The following is an 18,424-nucleotide window of genomic DNA, read 5'->3' as shown; positions in this document are numbered from 1 at the left end:
GGCATTCATTAATCGCCTGGAATAAAACGGCAGAAATTGTTGAAAAATATTTACTAAAAGGAAAAGAAATTGCAATTGACGGAAAACTAACAAACCGATCTTATGAAACAGAAGATGGAGAAACGAAATATGTAACGGAAGTATTGGTGAGTGAGATTTTGATGTTGGGGAGATAGATTTGGGAAATCTACATGTGGGGTTTGTAAAGCGGTTGATTATTAAAAATCAACCGCTTTTTTATATCATGTATACACGAAATCTCCGTCTATTCTATAGATAGTTGTCCTTGGCGGTGGTGGAGGTGGCGGTGGATCTGTGTGAGTTGTTGCTGGTGGAATTGGATCTGCTGGTTCTTCGTTACTACTTGATGAAGAAGTTTCAGTTCCTCCAGAAATTGTATGCAATACGTGTTGAGGAACTACATTTCCTGTTTGCTTGAAAGCTTCAAAGGAAGATATTTTCATTGTGAATTGAGTTTGGTTGTGTCTACTCTAATAAGCTTTTCGACTTCCGCTACGCAATACTAAATAATTTTATCTTTTATAGTCTTGGTTAATTGCTGAAATATCGATTTAAGTTTCTGAACCTACTCTTCTTTTTCTTTTTTGTTTAAATTAAAGTTCTTATTTGCATCTAAATTCTGATCGTCAAACTCCAAATAAAAATCGTGTCCAGGCTAGCGCTTGAATATTTCCAATCGATTGGATTTGTTACAAAACCACTTTCTATATTCCAATACGGAACTGCCGGATAACTTGTGTAGCGCGAACCTGCTACATTATATTTGTTTACTAAATTGCACATGCCTAATTTTTAAATTCGTTTCAAAAAAATAAAACCAAATGTTAAAAATAAACTAAACTCGTTGTGATACTTTGACTCAGCAGCAGATTTTTGTAGCTTGATCTATTACAGTAATTTTTTTAAAAAAATAAGAACTTTCACTATATAAACGCATGAAAAAAACACTGCTTACACTCATCATTATTGGAATTTTAGGCTTCTTAACGTATTGGATCATAGAAATGTATCAATTTGCTGATGGTGTCCAAAAAGATGCTAAGCAAACAGCGCAGTTTACACGTAATCGTACTATTCAAAATGGCGATATCATTTTTCAAACGTCCACATCCAATCAGAGTAAAGCCATTCAGTTAGCAACAAATTCAAAATACAGTCACATGGGAATTATTTATGAAAATGATGGACAATATTTTGTCTACGAAGCGGTGCAACCTGTAAAACTAACACCTTTGCAAAAATGGATTAATCGTGGTAAAAACGGACATTACGTCATAAAAAGATTGGCAAATGCAGCTCAAATTCTAACAAGTGCTACACTTTCTAAAATGAAACAGATTGGCGAAAAGTTTATAGGAAAACCGTATGATATCTACTTTGAATGGTCAGATGATAAAATTTATTGTTCTGAGCTAGTTTGGAAAATATACAAAGAAGCAGCAAATATCGAAATTGGACAATTGGAGCGACTTTCAGACTTTGATTTGAGCCATCAAACGGTACAATCTAAAATGCAAGAACGTTACGGAAACAATATTCCAATGAATGAAAAAGTAATTTCTCCTGCCGCCATGTTTGCATCTGATCAATTGATATTGGTCATGGAAAAGTAAAGCGCTAAAAATTCGATTCACAACAAATTTTAATTTGGAATGCACTATTCTTAAGGCAATTAAAAAAAATACGTCTAATGGGTAAATAATGTATATTTTTGATACTTAAAATTTAAGAATGTCACTAACGTCTACCGAATACAATAACAGAGATTTATCATGGTTGCGCTTTAATCACCGCGTGTTGCAAGAAGCTGCCGATATGCGAAATCCGTTATATGAACGCATTAAGTTTTTGGCAATATTTTCTTCTAATTTGGATCAATTTTTTAAAGTGCGTGTCGCAGCTATGCACCAACAATTGCGAACGTATGTACAATGGCAATTAGATGATACGGTAAAAGGAAGAATCATTGATGCAAAACAGAAAAACAGTTATGTTCCACAAGATGAACTTGCGATTCACTCTCAGGAAAAGGCGTATGCTGAGGTTTTGAAGATGAATTCATAATATAATTTGAAGTGACGATTTAGAAAATATTACAAGTAAAAATTAAGAATGGAAAAAATATCTTTCGACTACGTGATTCCGAAAAAAGGAGTGTTATATGATATTTCTAATTCAGAAAAGATCACTTATATAGGAATTATAGGACTTTTATTGGTGTTTGTTATCACTGCAAGTTATGATAAATTATATGAAGTGAACTTACTTAAATATTGGACTTTTAAACTGATTTGCCTCGGATGTATTATTTGTTTGCTGATTGGAGTGTTTAAAGGTTTTGGAGATTCAGATGGAAACAATTTAGATATTGGCGGAATTATTTTTTTGGATGCTAATGAAATCACCATTGATTATGTAGAAATTTATCCAATAGAAAAAATAACACATATAAAGTTTAGTGGTCACGATGTAAAAGGCGCTATCAATACTTTTTCTGGTACAGGAGAGCCTAGTAAAAGCTTGGGAGCTGAAAACTATTTAGAGTTTAAGTATGAACAGAAAGCATATAATTATCAGTTTATAGTAAGATCGCAACAGCAGCGAGAATTATTAGTAGAAAAAGTAATTCCACAGTTGCGAAAACACACACGTGTTATTATTACATAATATTTCCTTATTTTTTTAAAAAAAACAAACAATGTCACCAACTTCATTCACGCAACTTTTAAGCGATTTAGGAAAACAATCTTTATTTGTGTTAGATCGTAACATTTCAACTTCGGATTATGTACATTTAGATTTGTCAGTGACGAATGAGCAATTAGAAACTGTCGATGTATCTTCGTCGGATACTTTAGGAAAGCATATTAATCGGTATATTGCGATAAATAATTGTAAAGTAGCATTTGGTGGTTATTTAGAAAAACGTGGAATTTACAATAGAAGCGAATATTTTAACGATCAAAATCCAGCAACTGAGCGCAATATTCACTTAGGTCTAGATTTGTGGATTGAAGCCGAAACACCAATTTACGCTCCGTTAGATGGTGAGGTACATAGTTTTCAAAACAATACGAATTTTGGTGATTATGGACCGACACTTATTTTAAAACACACCATTCAAAATGTTGAATTTTATACGTTATATGGTCATTTAAGTGTAGCTTCTATTGAAAATATACACCTTGGACAACGCTTTGAAAAAGGTGCAGAAATTGCAAGGCTAGGAGCTGCGAATGTTAATGGAGATTATCCGCCGCATTTACACTTTCAAATCATAAAAGACATGCGAGATTTTTCAGGAGATTATCCTGGTGTTTCTTCTCAAAATGACTTAGATTTTTACAAACAAAATTGTCCTGATCCGAATTTGTTGTTGAGATTGTAATTAAACTATTCTTCGTTCACCGTATTTCCTTCGGCATCCAATTCCAAAAACGGATTAAAAGCAATTTCCCATAAATTATCGTCTAAATCGGCAACGTATCCGCTATATCCGCCCCAAAAAACAGCTTCGGGTTGTTTGATAATTTTAACGTCTTTACTTGCTAAATCGGCAAAAATTCCGTCCACTTCTTCTTTGCTTCGTGTGTTGTATGCTAAGGTAAATCCTTTAAATCCAGTACCTTTTGCGTTAACCGTAGCATCTTCGGCAAGTTTTTCTCTTGGATACAGTGAAAGTAACACGCCATTTAACTGAAAAAACGAAATATTTTCATTGCTTGCATTGGTCAGTTTCCAGCCAAATTTTTCTTGATAAAAAGCGGTTGAAGCCTTTAAATTAGCGACACCTAATCCGATAATAGTTACTCGTGGTTGCATCATTTTATTTGTAATATATTTTGAATTTTTCAAAAACAATTTGCCCTGGAATATTGACACTCATTTCGTAATAGTTGTCTTTTTTAGCCAAAACTTGATAGACGTATTTGTCTCCTTTTACACTAAAATTAGCTCTAGTTTCATTGTCACTTTCTATAAAAGTTAATTCAAATTCAGTGTTGCCAATCCATTTGGTTGTGAGTTTGGAAGCGGTATCATCTGAAAAATAATCGGTCCAAAATCCATCTTTCATAATTACAATTGTTTTTTCTCCTGAAGCTTCATAATAGTAGAATTCTTTCTGTTTTTTAAATGCATTCAGTTGTTTTTTGGTAATTTCTGAAACAGGCTTTTCGGTAATACGTGTTAATCCATCTTTTGGAGGTTCCAAACGGTCTAACAACTTACGAAACTCCACGCAATTTCGTTGCAACCTGTAATATAATTTATTTCCAACTTTCTCAACTTCTTCTTTTGCGATACTTCTCAAGTATGGATAAAATTTTTGTTCGTACAATGTATTTAATTTTAGTGTATCATTTTTGATATTTATGGTTTTCAGATATTCACAAAATACGTTAGATATAGAATCAACTTGTTGTATTGTTTGCGAAAAGGAAAGTTGTGTAGTTCCTAAAACGAACAAGAGTAGATATATTTTTTTCATGTAGTGTTTTTTTTTGTTTGTGTAAGATACTTGTCTAATATACAATTCCAAACTGTAATTTGTGTAAAAAAAACTAGGCAAAAGGCAACACATAAAAATACACCGAAATAAAGTGACAAATGCTTCCTGCTAATACAAATACATGAAAAATTGCATGATTAAAAGGAAGACTTCGAATACTATATAAAACGGCACCAACGGTATAAAAAACGCCGCCAGCAATCAACCAAAATAAACCTTCGCTAGACAAATTCGCAATCAAAGGGTTAATGGCAAAAATGATAATCCAACCCATAAAAACATACATCAAGGTAGAAAGCTTATCAAATTTCCCTGTAAAGAAAAGTTTCATCGTAATTCCAACAATGGCAAAACCCCAAGCGAGCCCAAAAATAGTCCACCCAACAGTTCCTTCCAAAGTAACGAGTGCGTAAGGTGTGTACGTTCCGGCAATAAGCACATAAATAGCCGCATGATCAAAGATGCGCAAACGATTCCGAAGTTTAGGACTGGTGGCTTTGTGATACAGCGTAGAAGCAAGATATAATATAATAATACTTGCTCCGTAAATAGTAAAACTTACAGCATGAACTGCTGTGCCATTTTGAGCAGCATGAACAACTAAAAAGACCAAGGCAATAATACCTAACAAAACACCAATAGCATGCGAAATAATATTGAGTTTTTCTTCTAATGGTGAATAATAAACGGCTTCTTTATTGGAACTCATAGTTACTGTAAAATATAATACAAAGAACCGCAAAAAAAGTTAGAACATCTCAAATTGCAACAAATTTACTTCCAATACATAATAGTTTTATGCTTTATTCTGTAATTACATTACAAAAAGACAATGACAATCATCTTGCTATTTTAGAAACTAACGAAAATCACATAAGTATCATCGATTTTCAATCAGAAGAAATCATCACAAGAGAAATTCAAAATAATGGCGAAGAATGTTACCGAACTTTTACCAGAAACTTGATTGATTACGCCTACGCGATGATTTGGGAAGACGACAATCATTTTGTAGCATTGCTAGATAATTACAGAGTTGTCAAAGTAAATATTCGCGGCACAGAACCTATTTTTAGCAAAAGAGATCATCCGGCATAAAACTAAAAAAGCTACTTCTTATATGTACATACACATGCAAGAAGTAGCTTTTATAAAATTTAGAATTCGCTATTAATACAAAATTCTAAACTTAATAGTGTCTTCAATTTTCTTTAAAGCTGAGGTCACTTTTTTGTTATATTCCTTATCTACATCCACAATTACATATCCAACTTTACTATCGGTAGATAAATATTGTCCTGTAATATTCAGTTCGTATTTTGCCAACACTTTATTCACTTTTGCCATTACGCCAGGCACGTTTTTGTGAATGTGCAAAAAGCGGTGTGCATTGGTTTGTCGTGGCAAACGAATATTTGGGAAATTGACCGCATCAACCGTATTACCAGAATTGACATACGCCATAATTTTATTAGGAACAAAATCGGCAATATCGCGTTGTGCTTCTTCCGTACTTCCACCAACATGCGGCGTTAAAATTACGTTGTTTAAACCTTTCAATGGTGTTTCAAATGCTCCGTTAGCTCTTGGCTCAACAGGATATACATCGACAGCAGCGCCTGCAATTTTTCCGCTTTCTAACGCTACTTTTAAATCATCAATATCTACGACAAAACCTCTTGCTAAGTTGACTAATAACGCACCATCTTTCATTTGATCGAACTCTGCTTTTCCAAAGAAATTTTTGTTCGCAGCATTGTCATCAACATGTAAAGAAACTACATCCGAAATGGCTAATAATTCTTTTAAAGAATTGCATTTTTGTGCGTTTCCAAGTGCCAAACGATCTTCAATATCATGGTAAAATACTTTCATTCCCATCGCTTCTGCCAACACAGATAATTGCTTCCCGATGTTTCCATACCCTACAATTCCAAGGTTTTTTCCACGCACTTCGCGTGAACCTTTTGCGGTTTTATTCCACTGTCCGTTGTGCAATTCGGTACTTCTTGGAAACACACTTCGCATCAACATGATAATTTCACCAATTGCCAATTCAACAACCGAACGCGTGTTGCTATATGGCGCATTAAAAACGACAATTCCGTGTTCTTTACAGGTTTCTAAATCAATTTGTTTTGTTCCGATACAGAACGCGCCAACTGCCAATAATTTTTTTGCAGCTGCAATCACTTTTGGAGTCACTTGTGTTTTGGAACGAATTCCCAACACGTGTATATCTTTTACTTTTTCGATTAAATCTTCTTCGGAAAGGCTATGCGATAACATTTCTACACTAAAACCATCATCTGCCAAACGATCAAACGCGTCCGAATGAATGTTTTCTAGTAATAATATTTTGATTCTATTTTTTGGATATGAAATGTTTCTAGGCAATTTATTTACAAACAGAAACTCGTCTAAATTTGGCGTTACATGATCGGCTTTGTCAATCGCTTTTTCTCTTGATACATTCTCTGTAAAGGCAAAAAACTTATCGGCAATACCTGCTTCGCGCATTACATAATCGCTATAACCATCACCAATTACCTGAATTTCTCCTTCCAAGTTCATGTCTTTTAAACACTGAATTTTTCCGTTGTGTTGCGAGAGTACATTTGCAGCATCAAATCCTACAATATAGCCTTCTGCATCAAAAGCAAACGTGTTTGCATACACACGGTTGGCAGGAATATTATACTCTTTCACAATCGGATCTATAAATTCTTTAAATCCGCAAGAAATCACATAAATATCATCTGAAAAGTTCTCAAAAAACTCTTTATTACTTTCAATAGAAGCGGATAATTGTAGACGCAATCTTGAAATCAATTCTTCCAAATTAGATTTGTGCGCGTTCAATAATTTGATGCGCCTTTCCAAGGATTCCGTAAACGAAATTTCTCCATCAATTCCCAAATTGGTAATCTCTTGAATTTCGTTAATAATTATTTCTTTTTTAGGATTGCTAGCCAACGTAATTTCAGCCAAAACATCCAACGCTTCTACACTAGTAAGCGTACTATCAAAATCAAAAATATAGTTTTTTTGAACCGTTTCCATGTCGTCATTAAATAAGTGGTAAAAATATTAAAATCATTCTATTTGAACCATACCTTTGGGAAGATTCAATTAACAATTCTAATACTTTTGTTGATAAACTAAGGTCTTACTTTCAGATTGTAAGTTTATGTTGTGATTTTATTAAATTTTTAGTTTTGATGGACGTTGTCTGGTGTCTTTTTTTATTTCAGGAAACATCGTTGGGTTAGAACGAATTAAATCTATAGATGTATCTAGTTTTTTTACAAAGTCAGATTTTACTTTTTTAGACCAATTTTCTAGTAAATAGACCAAAAGTTTTTCAAGTTTCTCTTCCGCAGTTTTAGAAATTTTTATTTCTCTACTCATTATCTATGCTTCGCCATAAATGAATTGTAGTCAGTAATATTTCCATTTTTAATATCTGTAGTTCCTTGCTTTATTTCCTTCTTTTCCGCTTCAGAAAGTTCATCCCAAATAGAAGTATTTTCTTTTTCAAAGATTTGTTTGATTGACTGAATAATTGTAGGGTTATTAGTGTCTAATAACAATTTTAATAATTCTATTTTTTCAGCTTGAATATTCATTTTACAATCTTTAGATATACTATAAAAGTAAAAAATCTTTTTTATACACTAGAAAAGTCAACTAAAAACATTCCCTTTCTAGCATGACGAAAGGGAATGTAATACTCTAAAACACTAAATAATGGTAGATTGTCCAACTCTTATATTTCCAGAGTTGATGTGTAAAGCATCTACATTTTCAATAAATTCTTCTATAAAAGTTCCTACGTTTTGCGTAGAATATCCTCCATTTGCGTTTAAATCTGGTGTGCAAATTTCAAGATCAATAGCGCGTTCTACCGCTTCGCGAATCGTTTCTGCTTCTTCTGCTAATCCAAAATGATCCAGCAACATCGCTGCCGATAGGATAGAAGCAATCGGATTGGCAATGCCTTTCCCTGTTGCCTGTGGATACGAACCGTGAATTGGCTCAAACAACGCATATTTTTCTCCAACGGAAGCCGAAGCTAATAATCCAATAGAGCCACCAATAACGCTGGCTTCGTCTGAAATGATATCACCAAACATGTTTTCGGTCAAAATGACATCAAACTGACTTGGATTTAATACCATTTGCATGGCTGCATTATCTACAAATAAGAAATCTAAGGCAACATCAGGATATTGTGAAGCCATTGCAGTGACAACTCTTCGCCACAAACGAGAAGTTTCTAATACATTGGCTTTGTCAACTAAAGTTAATTTTTTTCTTCTGCCTTGCGCAGCTTTAAATGCAAAATGCGCTACGCGTTCAATTTCTTCTTTGCTATACGAACATAAATCGGAAGCTGCTGTTCCGTCTTCACTTAAGGTTTTTTCGCCAAAATAAATTCCACCAGTCAATTCGCGATAAATAACAATATCCGTATCTTGAATGATGTGTTTTTTTAGTGGCGATTTGTCTAATAAAGTATCGTACGCTTTTACAGGGCGAATATTAGCAAATAAACCCAACGATTTGCGCAATGCCAATAAACCTTGTTCTGGACGTACTTTTGCATCTGGATTGTTGTCGTATTTCGGATCGCCAATCGAACCAAATAAAACGGCATCTGCGTCTAAGCATAAATCCAATGTTTTTTGTGGCAATGGATTTCCAGTTTCATCAATAGCAATGGCACCAACAAGTGCATCTTCAAAAGTGAATTTGTGTTGAAATTTTTCTGCAATCGCAGTTAATATATTTATGGATTGGGCGGTTACTTCAGGACCAATTCCATCGCCTGAAAGGACTGCAATGTGTAAGTTCATAGCTAATTTCTAATATATATGTTGTTGTTCAAATGCTTCTATTTTGGATAAGTTGCTGACTAAAAAATCAATATCGTCATATCCTTTTTGCAAGCACATTTTTTTATATGGATTAATGTCAAAAGTTGCGGAATGTACTCCTGTAAAATTTTCAAATGAAACGGTTTGTGCTTCCAAATTGACTTCAATTTTGGTCTTTGGATTTTCTTGAATTGTTTGTAAAAGTCTTGCTAAATATTCTGGAACGACTTGAATTGGCAATACATGATTGTTTAATGCATTTCCTTTAAAAATGTCTGCATAAAAACTAGAAATAATCACGTTGAAACCAAAGTCTTTTAATGCCCAAGCCGCATGTTCTCGACTTGATCCACAACCAAAGTTATGACCAGCTACTAAGATAGAGCCGCTATATTTTTCTTCGTTCAATACAAAATCAGAATTCACGCTTCCATCTTTGTGAAAACGCCAATCTCTGAATAAATTTTCGCCAAATCCTTCTCGACTAGTTGCTTTTAAAAAACGTGCAGGAATAATTTGATCGGTATCTATGTTTTCTACAGGTAACGGATACGCAGTAGCGCTAAATGTGTTGAATGTACTCATAACTAAACTTCTTCTAAAATTGGAACGTTAACATCTACTATTTTTCCGGCAATTGCTGTGGCAGCTGCAACTAATGGACTCGCCAAAAGTGTACGCGAACCTTGCCCTTGGCGCCCTTCAAAGTTTCTGTTTGAAGTGGAAACACAGTATTCGCCATCAGGAATTTTGTCATCATTCATAGCCAAACACGCCGAACAACCTGGTTGACGTAGCTTGAAACCTGCTGCTTCAAAGATTTCGTCCAAACCTTCTTCTTTTATTTGTTTTACCACCAATTGCGAACCTGGTACTAACCAAGCATTGATATTTGGTGCTTTTTGTTTTCCTTTTACATAATTTGCTGCCACTCTGAAATCTTCAATACGTGAATTAGTACAGCTTCCTATGAAAACATAGTTTACTTGTTGCCCAAGTAACGAAGCACCTTTTTCAAAGTTCATGTATTGCAATGATTTTTCAAGATTTACATCGTTTGCTGTTGGAATATTTTCTGTTAACTGAATTCCCATGCCCGGATTGGTTCCAAACGTAATCATTGGAGTAATGTTTGCGGCATCAAAAGTGTATTCTGTGTCAAATTCCGCGTCAGCATCAGTTTGTAACGTTTTCCAATAGGCGACTTTTGTATCAAAATCAGCTCCTTGTGGTGCAAACTTTTTTCCTTTTACATATTCAAATGTTGTTTCATCTGGCGCGATCATTCCGCCACGTGCGCCCATTTCAATACTCATATTACAAACAGTCATTCGTCCTTCCATAGACATGTTTTCGAAGACTTCGCCTGCAAATTCTATAAAATGCTGTGTTCCGCTATCAGTTCCAAGTTTTGAAATGATATAGAGGATGACATCTTTAGGTAATACATTTTTTTGCAAACTTCCGTTTACAGTAATGCGCATTTTTTTAGGTTTTGCTAATAGCAAAGATTGACTCGCAAATACTTGTGCTACTTGGCTCGTTCCGATTCCAAAAGCAATGGCGCCAAAAGCACCATGCGTTGAAGTATGACTATCTCCACAAACCATTGTCATTCCTGGTTGTGTGATGCCCAATTCAGGCGCCATTACATGTACAATTCCGTTGTATTGATGTCCTAATGCGTAGAGTTCAATATTGTGTTCGTCACAGTTTTTTTGTAGTTGTTGTAGTTGCTTGCGCGACAATTCGTCTTTTACAGGCAAATGCTGATCTACAGTTGGTGTATTATGATCGGCAGTTGCGACGATCTGTTTTGGTCTAAAAACAGGAATCTCTCGCTTTTTTAATTCATTGAATGCTTGCGGACTCGTTACTTCATGAATTAAATGCTTGTCTATATATAAAATTTGTGGTCCGTTGGGAATGCTGTCTACAACATGTGTATCCCATACTTTATCAAATAATGTCTTTTTCATCTTGGTTAAATTTTCTACTAGAACCTATGCGTACATTCTTTTTTGAATTGTACTTGTTTTTATGATTTGATGAATGTCTGTATCGGTTACTTCTTTATGCTTGTCAGCAAAATGTAAAAAGTCACTATATACTGTATCTAATTCAAGTTTTGTAAGATTGTACCCAACATTTTTAGCTCGGTATGCCAATGCTGCACGTCCGCTTCTTGCAGTAAGTACAATGGATGACGTTTCTGCGCCGACATCTTTTGGATCCATAATTTCGTAGGTTTCCCTATTTTTAATTACGCCATCTTGATGAATTCCTGAACTGTGCGCAAATGCATTTGTTCCTACAATTGCTTTGTTTGGTTGCACAGGCATTCCCATCGTATCAGAAACTAATTGACTCATTTCCGTCAACATTTTTGAGTTGATGTTTGTGTTTAAGTCTAAATATGGATGTTGTTTTAAAATCATAGTTACTTCTTCTAAGGAAGTATTTCCTGCACGTTCGCCAATTCCGTTGATCGTACATTCTATTTGTCGCGCACCATTCATCACTCCTGCAATAGAATTTGCGGTTGCCAATCCTAAATCATTATGACAATGACAAGAAAGGATTGCGTTGTGAATTCCCGTTACGTTTTCTTTTAAGTATTTTATTTTTTGTCCGTATTCTTCTGGCAAACAGTAGCCCGTTGTATCTGGAATATTCAACACGGTAGCGCCTGCTTTTATAACGGCTTCGCAAACTCTTGCTAAAAACTCGTTGTCGCTTCGTCCAGCATCTTCTGCATAGAATTCTACATCTTCCACAAACGATTTTGCATATTTTACTGCCGCAACGGCACGTTCAATAATTTGTGCTGGTGTTGCTTTGAATTTGTATTTCATGTGCGATTCAGAAGTTCCAATTCCTGTATGGATTCGTGGACGTTTTGCATACGTTAGTGCTTCTGCCGCAACTTTTATATCATTTTCTACAGCTCTTGTTAATCCGCAAACGGTGGCATTTTTTACTAGTTTTGCAATGGCTGCTACCGATTGGAAATCGCCTGGACTTGATACAGGAAATCCTGCTTCAATAACATCCACACCTAAAATATCCAATTTAGAAGCAATCATTAGTTTTTCATCCTTGTTGAGTTTACAACCAGGAACTTGCTCTCCATCTCTTAGCGTAGTATCAAAAATATAGACTCGATTTGAACTCATAAATTAAAAATTTGAGTGTTTATTTCTTTTTATTCTTACGAATGTATACTTTGTATTTCCTAAAACGAACGATAAAGCCTTGTGTTTTACAGTGCTAATTTTGTTTTTTTGAAGGTTAAATTACTGATAGTAAATTATTTATAAAATAGTTTTTTACAATGCCAAACTCACAAAAGGAATCTTTATTTGTATTGATTAAATCGTTATCAAAGTCTGAAAAGCGACAATTTAAGTTGTATGTAGGACGATTTGAAGGCAATGTGAATTCTAAATTTTTAGCTTTATTTACCTTCTTAGAGAAGAGTCAAACGTATGACGAACAAGCGATTTTAAAAAAGAAGATTGTTACAAAACAGCAATTATCAAATTTAAAAGCCAACTTGTATAAGCAAATTTTAAAGAGTTTGCGTTTGAATCCTGCGCAGAATAACATCCGAATTGCCATTAGAGAACAACTCGATTATGCTACTATTTTGTATAATAAAGGATTGTACAGGCAGAGTTTGAAGTTGCTCGATAAAGCCAAAATTTTGGCGTTGGAACATGAAGAAAAAAATGTGGCGTACGAAATTGTGGAGTTAGAGAAGATTATTGAAACGCAGTATATTACTCGGAGTTTATCGAGCCGTGCTGATGAACTTTCTGCGGAAGCGAAAAAATTAAGTATACAGAATGTTTTGGCTAGTAAATTATCGAATTTGTCTTTAGAATTGTACGGTTTGTTGCTAAAAGTAGGCTACGTGAAAGATGAGAAAGATTATGAAGAAGTGACAGCCTATTTTCATGATCGATTGCCAGAAGTTGACATTAATGAACTCGGATTTAGAGAGAAATTGTGGTTATATAAAGCGCATTTGTGGTATAGTTTTTTGATTCAAGATTTTCTTTCTTGTTATAAATATGCCAACAAATGGGTTGATCTTTTTTACGAACATAAAGAGATGATTTATTTGAATCCTGTGTTCTTTTTAAAGGGAAATCATTATTTATTAGAGTCCTTATTTTATGTAAAATACAGTTCTCAATTTAAAGTAGTACTTGAACGAATGGAAGCTATGGTGAGTAGCAAAGAATTTCCTAAGAATGACAACATTGCTTCCCTTGCTTTTCTATATACAAACTCCAATAAATTAAACCTTCATTTTCTAGAAGGTACGTTTGCAAAAGGAGAGTATTTGGTTCGCATTGTTGAGTACGGAATTGCAAAGCATAAAGACCGAATAGATGAACATCATATCATGCTTTTGTATTACAAAGTTGCCTGCTTGTATTTTGGAATGGGAGATAACAAAACCTGTATTCAATACTTAAAAAGAATCATCAATAATAAGAACCTCAAAATGCGAGAAGACTTGATGTGCTTCGCTAGAGTTTTAAGTTTGGTAGCACATTATGAAGCTGGCATGGATTACCATTTAGAAGTGCAATTAAAAAGTACGTACAAGTTTCTGCTTAAAATGGATGATTTGCATGAGGTGCAGAAAGAGATGATTAAGTTTTTAAGAAACCTTGGGAATATATACCCAAGCGATTTGCATCATGAATTTGAAAAATTACATGCAGAGCTTAAAAAATATGAAGACCATCCGTATGAGAAAAGAGCATTCTTATATTTAGATGTCATTTCATGGTTAGAGAGTCATCTACAAAACAAACCCGTTTCTCAAATTATTCGTGAGAAAGCCGAAACCCTGACACGTTAAGCTTTGAGCAGCTTTAAGAACAATCATTATAGCCATTTACTAGAAATAAATTTGGCCATGTTATTCATTAGCACCTCTGGTGCTTTGGGTAGGTATATTCAATTGTCTGTGCCTGTTACTATTGCTTCTCGAGCAATTTTGGCTTTTGTGATTTTAGTGATCTACTGCCGTTTTAAAAAAGTTTCTTTTAAAATTGAAAAGTCAGACCGACCAATGATTATTTTAAGCGGACTTTTGATGGGGGTTCATTGGGTAACTTATTTTTATGCCTTGCAAATGTCTAATGTCGCCATTGGCATGCTCTCTATGTTTACTTATCCAGTACTGACCGCTTTTTTAGAACCTCTTGTTCTAAAAACCAAGTTCCAAAAAATACACCTCTTACTTGGTGCATTGGTCTTGTGCGGTATTTATTTCTTGATTCCAGATTTTAGTTTGGCGAATTCGTATACCATAGCCATTATCATGGGCGTATTCTCTGCTTTGGTCTATGCCTTAAGAAACTTACTGATGAAGTCTAAAGTAGCCAAGTATGACGGCTCTTTGTTGATGTCGTATCAAACAGGTATTGTTGGCGTCATGCTTCTGCCAGCGTTCTTGTTTACTGATTTTACCGAAGTCTTTTCGCAATGGCAAGCGATATTAACGTTGGCGCTGCTAACTACTGCTATCGGGCATACGTTGTTCTTGGCAAGTTTTAAGCACTTTACGATTACTACAGCAAGTATTTTAAGTAGTGTGCAGCCTGTTTATGGAATTATTATTGGAGCTATCTTTTTATCTGAATATCCAACCTGGATAACCATTTTTGGCGGAGTATTAATATTAACAGCGGTCGTGGTTGAAAGTGTTCGGACCTACAAATAAAACTGAATCCTTATTTTTTAAAAACTAAACTGGTATTGACGTCTACACGCCAAGTAAGTTTATCTCCACTAATATTTATTTCAATTACTTCATCTCCCAAATAGTAGAAACCTTCTTCGTTTGTAATGGTTTGTCTATTATCAAATACGGTTTCACAAGTCCCGTTTTCAAGTCGATCTTGTATGAAGAATGTTATATTTTTAGCATCAGATTCAATAAAAGAGTCTTTATAGCATTCTATACCTGTCACATCAGTATCATTAACGCTAATTAGGAACCATTTGCCTGCTATAGGGTCAATAGCATCTATGTCATCGTTAGCCAGGTCTTCAGTTATACAACTTATAAAGCTTAATGCGAAAATGAATGTAAAAGCAAAAATGGTTAATCGAGATGGTATTATTTTTTTCATGATTTAAATTTTAAGTTCAATTTAAATCTATGATGGTCCTTTAATTAACCCAAAAAAGGATTAAAAAATACTCGTAAACTAGTAGAAAATTATCCACAAGAACTATTAAAATATTTTCATGACAGAAGATTAAATATAACGATGATTTTCCGATAAAGGAGATTTTATCGCTTCCTTAAACTGCCGGTTCAGAATGATGATAATCGGTCATTTGTTTTTTATAAATATATCGAAGTACTATTATCAAATTTAGAATAGCTAATAGCATCCAAATTATTCCAATAACTAAACTTGATTGGCCAGTCAATTCTGCTATGGCGTCAGCATCACTTCCAATATTAGTTCTATCAATGAGATCATCTTTAATATCAAGAATTACATAGGCGCATGAAATAATTCCGATAAATTTCAGCCAAAGATCATGAAATAAAGGACCGAAAAACCGAAAAGCAATTAGCATAAAAACACCCAAACTCGCGGTCATTGCGGTGCCAAACAATTCACCCGACTGTAATACAAAATAGGATAGTCCCAATAAAACTATTCCGATAACCAATGAAATGTATTTGTCTCTTTTTGATTTTACGGCTAGTACTAAAATGAGTGAGCCCCAAAATAAGCTTCCTAGGTAGCCAGCGCTTCCGGTCATAAATGAACCCCAAAATCCAGGTTCCATTTCAAACTTGCAATAGCCACCAATTTGAGGATCAATTTGTATGGCGATGATTTTTCCTCCAAAGGCAACTGCCATTAATCCATGGCTCATTTCATGAAGCATCACCACAAATAACTTGATAGGATAAACAATTATGGTATTCCAAAAGATAACTACAACCGCTATTAAAACAGCCAAGTAAATAATTTGAATTTTGCCATCAGTTAGTTTCATATCCTATTAATTTATAGCATATAAAATCTAGTTGTCATTTGGCTCTTCCTCTTCATTGATACCAGGAGTACTACCCATATTGAACTGGTTAATGATACCTTCTCCTAATTTTTGAAAGTCCTCATTTTTAGCCATTTCACGCACTTTTACCGGGTCAAAATTACCATTGAAGTATAGAAAGGATCCTCTAGCCGTATTGTTGTTGTAGATTAAGATTTCCTTCACAGCATCTCTCTTTTCTCGTATGGAAACCACATTACGTTTTTGATTATCATTCTTTCGATAGACTTCAATGAATGAACTACTCGTCATGTTATTCATTTGATTATTTAAAAACGTAGTGCGTTCTGGAGTTGCACTAGGAAACTGCATATAACGCAAGTCTTTCGTATTGCCAATAAGCGAATTCATCTCAGGGGAGATATTACCTAGAAGTGATAACATAAAACGTGGTACGCGAACGGCTGTAACCTGATCATCATTTTTATGAGCCTCATAAAAAGTGTCGATGGAGTTATAGCTTCCGCAAGATGATAATAGGACTAGAGAGAATAGGAAAAGTGTTCTTTTGATCATGATATAGTGTTTAATGGTTATGTAATATAACTATTTTAGCAACAAGCGTTCCAAATTACATCATGGGGTGGGGGGGCCAGTAATTCAAGCATTTCTTTTTTTACAGGATGGATAAAAGATAGGCTTCGCGCATGTAAATGTATGCTACCATCTTTATTACTTCTGTCGAACCCGTATTTTAAATCCCCTTTTATAGGACAGCCTATAGCGGTTAGTTGCGAACGAATTTGATGATGTCTTCCTGTTTTTAAATCTACTTCTAACAAATAGAAATTTTCTAACTTTTTCAGTATACGATAGTCGAGAATAGCTTTTTTACTCTCTGGTACTTCTTTACGATTTGCGTACGATTTGTTCTGTTTCGTATTTCGCTTCATGTAATGAATCAGCGTATCCTCATGCTTTTCAGGCGAATTTTTCACCACCGCCCAATAGGTTTTTTTAGCTTCCTTTTCAGCGAATAGCTTATTTAATCTCGGTAAAGCTTTTGAAGTTTTTGCAAATACCACAATGCCCGATGTTGGCCGATCTAAGCGATGTGCTACTCCCAAATAAACATTTCCTGGCTTGTTGTACTTTTCTTTGATATACTGTTTTACGACTTCGCTAAGAGGAAGATCACCAGTTTTGTCTCCCTGAACAATATCGCCTGGACGCTTATTAATTGCGATGAGATGATTGTCTTCGTAAATTATCTGGAGATTATCCTTTGTAGAATAGGTTTTGTCTGCCACTACATTTCTAGATTTCTATATCGGATACTAAGAAAAAGAATCAAAATCACTCCCATCGTAACTGACACATCAGCCATGTTGAAAACACCTGTTCTAAGATATTCTCCTAAATCAATGTAGAAAAAGTCAGTTACTTCACCGTGGGCAATGCGGTCGAATAAATTTCCGATACCACCACCAATAAGACAAGCAAAAGCAAAAACCAACCATTTGTTCATATTCGTTTTTACAAGGACTCTGAAAAGTAAAACCAATAAAACGGTTACAGGAATAATCTGGAGGAATATAACTTTAAGCGTCGGAGTCAAATCAGATCCAAAACCTAGCATAGCACCATCATTTTCTACCTTTGTTAGGATAAAATTTTCGCCAATTAATTCAATTCTTTGACTAGCTTCTACATTATTACGCACCAAATTTTTTGAAATTTGATCACACCCAATATTCAAGAGCACAAGAAGAATAATAAAGATTTTTTTCAATGTAGTATTTTAAGAAATATTAGATTTTACAATTTACTTCCAACTAATATTGTTCCTCATCATTAGGAAAATCTCTACTTTTCACATCAGCAACATATTGCGAAATGGCGTTCCCCATTTCCTCATATAAATTCATGTAGCGGCGTAAAAACCTTGGATTAAACTCATGTGTCA

25 protein-coding genes and 1 pseudogene are annotated in these 18,424 nt (G+C 34.6%); 8 read left to right on the top strand and 18 right to left on the bottom strand.

Annotated elements, in window-relative coordinates; translation table 11 throughout:
- On the top strand, positions 1-176 hold a 176-nt coding region (locus AB8B65_RS05000), incomplete at its 5' end, for a single-stranded DNA-binding protein (RefSeq protein WP_405299758.1).
- A 66-nt stretch (positions 177-242) separates the two neighbouring features.
- Here AB8B65_RS05000 and AB8B65_RS04995 read toward each other — a convergent pair.
- On the bottom strand, positions 243-464 hold the full coding sequence (locus AB8B65_RS04995; protein WP_405299756.1) for a hypothetical protein: 222 nt from the start codon (positions 462-464) through the stop codon (positions 243-245).
- A gap of 169 nt (positions 465-633) precedes the next feature.
- Entirely contained in the window at positions 634-804 is a 171-nt protein-coding gene (locus AB8B65_RS04990) for a hypothetical protein (protein ID WP_405299755.1), read from the bottom strand.
- A 152-nt stretch (positions 805-956) separates the two neighbouring features.
- Between AB8B65_RS04990 and AB8B65_RS04985 the strand changes: the two genes are divergently transcribed.
- The 4 genes and pseudogenes from AB8B65_RS04985 (at position 957) to AB8B65_RS04970 (ending at position 3,409) form a co-directional block, all read left to right on the top strand.
- Positions 957-1,634: a YiiX family permuted papain-like enzyme gene (locus tag AB8B65_RS04985; protein WP_405299754.1), complete on the top strand. Its 678-nt coding sequence runs from the start codon at positions 957-959 to the stop codon at positions 1,632-1,634.
- A 118-nt stretch (positions 1,635-1,752) separates the two neighbouring features.
- A pseudogene (locus AB8B65_RS04980) lies at positions 1,753-1,924 on the top strand (hypothetical protein); the annotation flags it as partial.
- 209 nt (positions 1,925-2,133) lie between these two features.
- A complete protein-coding gene (locus AB8B65_RS04975) occupies positions 2,134-2,688 on the top strand; it encodes a hypothetical protein (protein WP_405299753.1) in 555 nt (184 codons plus the stop codon).
- Positions 2,689-2,719: 31 nt separating this feature from the next.
- Positions 2,720-3,409 carry a peptidoglycan DD-metalloendopeptidase family protein gene (locus AB8B65_RS04970; RefSeq protein ID WP_405299752.1) on the top strand — a complete coding sequence of 230 codons (690 nt, stop codon included), beginning with the start codon at positions 2,720-2,722 and terminating at the stop codon, positions 3,407-3,409.
- A 5-nt stretch (positions 3,410-3,414) separates the two neighbouring features.
- On the opposite strand, the gene AB8B65_RS04965 is transcribed toward AB8B65_RS04970, so the two are convergent.
- The 3 genes from AB8B65_RS04965 to AB8B65_RS04955 all read right to left on the bottom strand — a co-directional run bounded on the left by AB8B65_RS04965 (position 3,415) and on the right by AB8B65_RS04955 (position 5,240).
- Complete coding sequence (locus tag AB8B65_RS04965) at positions 3,415-3,846, bottom strand: VOC family protein (protein WP_405299751.1); 432 nt, start codon at positions 3,844-3,846, stop codon at positions 3,415-3,417.
- A 1-nt stretch (position 3,847) separates the two neighbouring features.
- Entirely contained in the window at positions 3,848-4,510 is a 663-nt protein-coding gene (locus AB8B65_RS04960; protein ID WP_405299750.1) for a hypothetical protein, read from the bottom strand.
- Between the two features lie 73 nt (positions 4,511-4,583).
- Positions 4,584-5,240: a hemolysin III family protein gene (locus tag AB8B65_RS04955; protein ID WP_405299749.1), complete on the bottom strand. Its 657-nt coding sequence runs from the start codon at positions 5,238-5,240 to the stop codon at positions 4,584-4,586.
- 89 nt (positions 5,241-5,329) lie between these two features.
- Between AB8B65_RS04955 and AB8B65_RS04950 the strand changes: the two genes are divergently transcribed.
- On the top strand, positions 5,330-5,629 hold the full coding sequence (locus AB8B65_RS04950; RefSeq protein WP_405299748.1) for a hypothetical protein: 300 nt from the start codon (positions 5,330-5,332) through the stop codon (positions 5,627-5,629).
- A 72-nt stretch (positions 5,630-5,701) separates the two neighbouring features.
- Here the strand turns inward: AB8B65_RS04950 and serA are convergent, their stop codons facing one another.
- From serA to AB8B65_RS04915, 7 genes are all read right to left on the bottom strand, one after another.
- Positions 5,702-7,594, bottom strand: a complete 1,893-nt coding sequence (gene serA, locus AB8B65_RS04945; protein ID WP_405299747.1) for a phosphoglycerate dehydrogenase — start codon at positions 7,592-7,594, stop codon at positions 5,702-5,704.
- Positions 7,595-7,735: 141 nt separating this feature from the next.
- A complete protein-coding gene (locus tag AB8B65_RS04940; protein WP_405299746.1) occupies positions 7,736-7,942 on the bottom strand; it encodes a type II toxin-antitoxin system RelE/ParE family toxin in 207 nt (68 codons plus the stop codon).
- Entirely contained in the window at positions 7,942-8,160 is a 219-nt protein-coding gene (locus tag AB8B65_RS04935) for a hypothetical protein (RefSeq protein WP_405299745.1), read from the bottom strand. The genes AB8B65_RS04940 and AB8B65_RS04935 overlap by 1 nt, the downstream gene beginning before the upstream one ends.
- Positions 8,161-8,274: 114 nt before the next feature.
- Positions 8,275-9,390, bottom strand: coding sequence for a 3-isopropylmalate dehydrogenase (gene leuB, locus AB8B65_RS04930; RefSeq protein WP_405299744.1), 1,116 nt, complete (start codon positions 9,388-9,390; stop codon positions 8,275-8,277).
- A 9-nt stretch (positions 9,391-9,399) separates the two neighbouring features.
- A complete protein-coding gene (gene leuD, locus AB8B65_RS04925) occupies positions 9,400-9,996 on the bottom strand; it encodes a 3-isopropylmalate dehydratase small subunit (RefSeq protein ID WP_405299743.1) in 597 nt (198 codons plus the stop codon).
- A gap of 2 nt (positions 9,997-9,998) precedes the next feature.
- Positions 9,999-11,390, bottom strand: a complete 1,392-nt coding sequence (leuC, locus tag AB8B65_RS04920; RefSeq protein WP_405299742.1) for a 3-isopropylmalate dehydratase large subunit — start codon at positions 11,388-11,390, stop codon at positions 9,999-10,001.
- A gap of 24 nt (positions 11,391-11,414) precedes the next feature.
- Positions 11,415-12,587: a 2-isopropylmalate synthase gene (locus AB8B65_RS04915; RefSeq protein WP_405299741.1), complete on the bottom strand. Its 1,173-nt coding sequence runs from the start codon at positions 12,585-12,587 to the stop codon at positions 11,415-11,417.
- A gap of 158 nt (positions 12,588-12,745) precedes the next feature.
- Here AB8B65_RS04915 and AB8B65_RS04910 point away from each other — a divergent pair, with 158 nt between their 5' ends.
- Together AB8B65_RS04910 and AB8B65_RS04905 are read left to right on the top strand one after the other, a co-directional pair.
- Positions 12,746-14,290 carry a hypothetical protein gene (locus AB8B65_RS04910; RefSeq protein WP_405299740.1) on the top strand — a complete coding sequence of 515 codons (1,545 nt, stop codon included), beginning with the start codon at positions 12,746-12,748 and terminating at the stop codon, positions 14,288-14,290.
- A 57-nt stretch (positions 14,291-14,347) separates the two neighbouring features.
- On the top strand, positions 14,348-15,157 hold the full coding sequence (locus AB8B65_RS04905) for a DMT family transporter (RefSeq protein ID WP_405299739.1): 810 nt from the start codon (positions 14,348-14,350) through the stop codon (positions 15,155-15,157).
- A 10-nt stretch (positions 15,158-15,167) separates the two neighbouring features.
- Here AB8B65_RS04905 and AB8B65_RS04900 read toward each other — a convergent pair whose 3' ends face one another.
- The 6 genes from AB8B65_RS04900 to AB8B65_RS04875 all read right to left on the bottom strand — a co-directional run.
- Positions 15,168-15,569: a hypothetical protein gene (locus AB8B65_RS04900; RefSeq protein WP_405299738.1), complete on the bottom strand. Its 402-nt coding sequence runs from the start codon at positions 15,567-15,569 to the stop codon at positions 15,168-15,170.
- A 175-nt stretch (positions 15,570-15,744) separates the two neighbouring features.
- Positions 15,745-16,458 (bottom strand): M50 family metallopeptidase, encoded by a 714-nt coding sequence (locus AB8B65_RS04895; protein ID WP_405299737.1) that lies wholly within the window; start codon positions 16,456-16,458, stop codon positions 15,745-15,747.
- 27 nt (positions 16,459-16,485) lie between these two features.
- Complete coding sequence (locus AB8B65_RS04890; RefSeq protein WP_405299736.1) at positions 16,486-17,034, bottom strand: DUF4252 domain-containing protein; 549 nt, start codon at positions 17,032-17,034, stop codon at positions 16,486-16,488.
- Positions 17,035-17,069: 35 nt separating this feature from the next.
- Positions 17,070-17,768, bottom strand: coding sequence for an RluA family pseudouridine synthase (locus tag AB8B65_RS04885; RefSeq protein WP_405299735.1), 699 nt, complete (start codon positions 17,766-17,768; stop codon positions 17,070-17,072).
- Complete coding sequence (gene lspA / locus AB8B65_RS04880; RefSeq protein ID WP_405299734.1) at positions 17,768-18,250, bottom strand: signal peptidase II; 483 nt, start codon at positions 18,248-18,250, stop codon at positions 17,768-17,770. Before lspA ends, AB8B65_RS04885 begins: the two co-directional genes overlap by 1 nt.
- A 43-nt stretch (positions 18,251-18,293) precedes the next feature.
- The coding region (locus AB8B65_RS04875) for a 3-methyl-2-oxobutanoate hydroxymethyltransferase (protein WP_405299757.1) at positions 18,294-18,424 on the bottom strand (131 nt) is incomplete at its 5' end.

It is taken from the genome of Kordia sp. (assembly GCF_045105435.1).
Taxonomy (GTDB): domain Bacteria; phylum Bacteroidota; class Bacteroidia; order Flavobacteriales; family Flavobacteriaceae; genus Kordia.
This window is presented reverse-complemented; position numbering and strand designations above follow the sequence as displayed.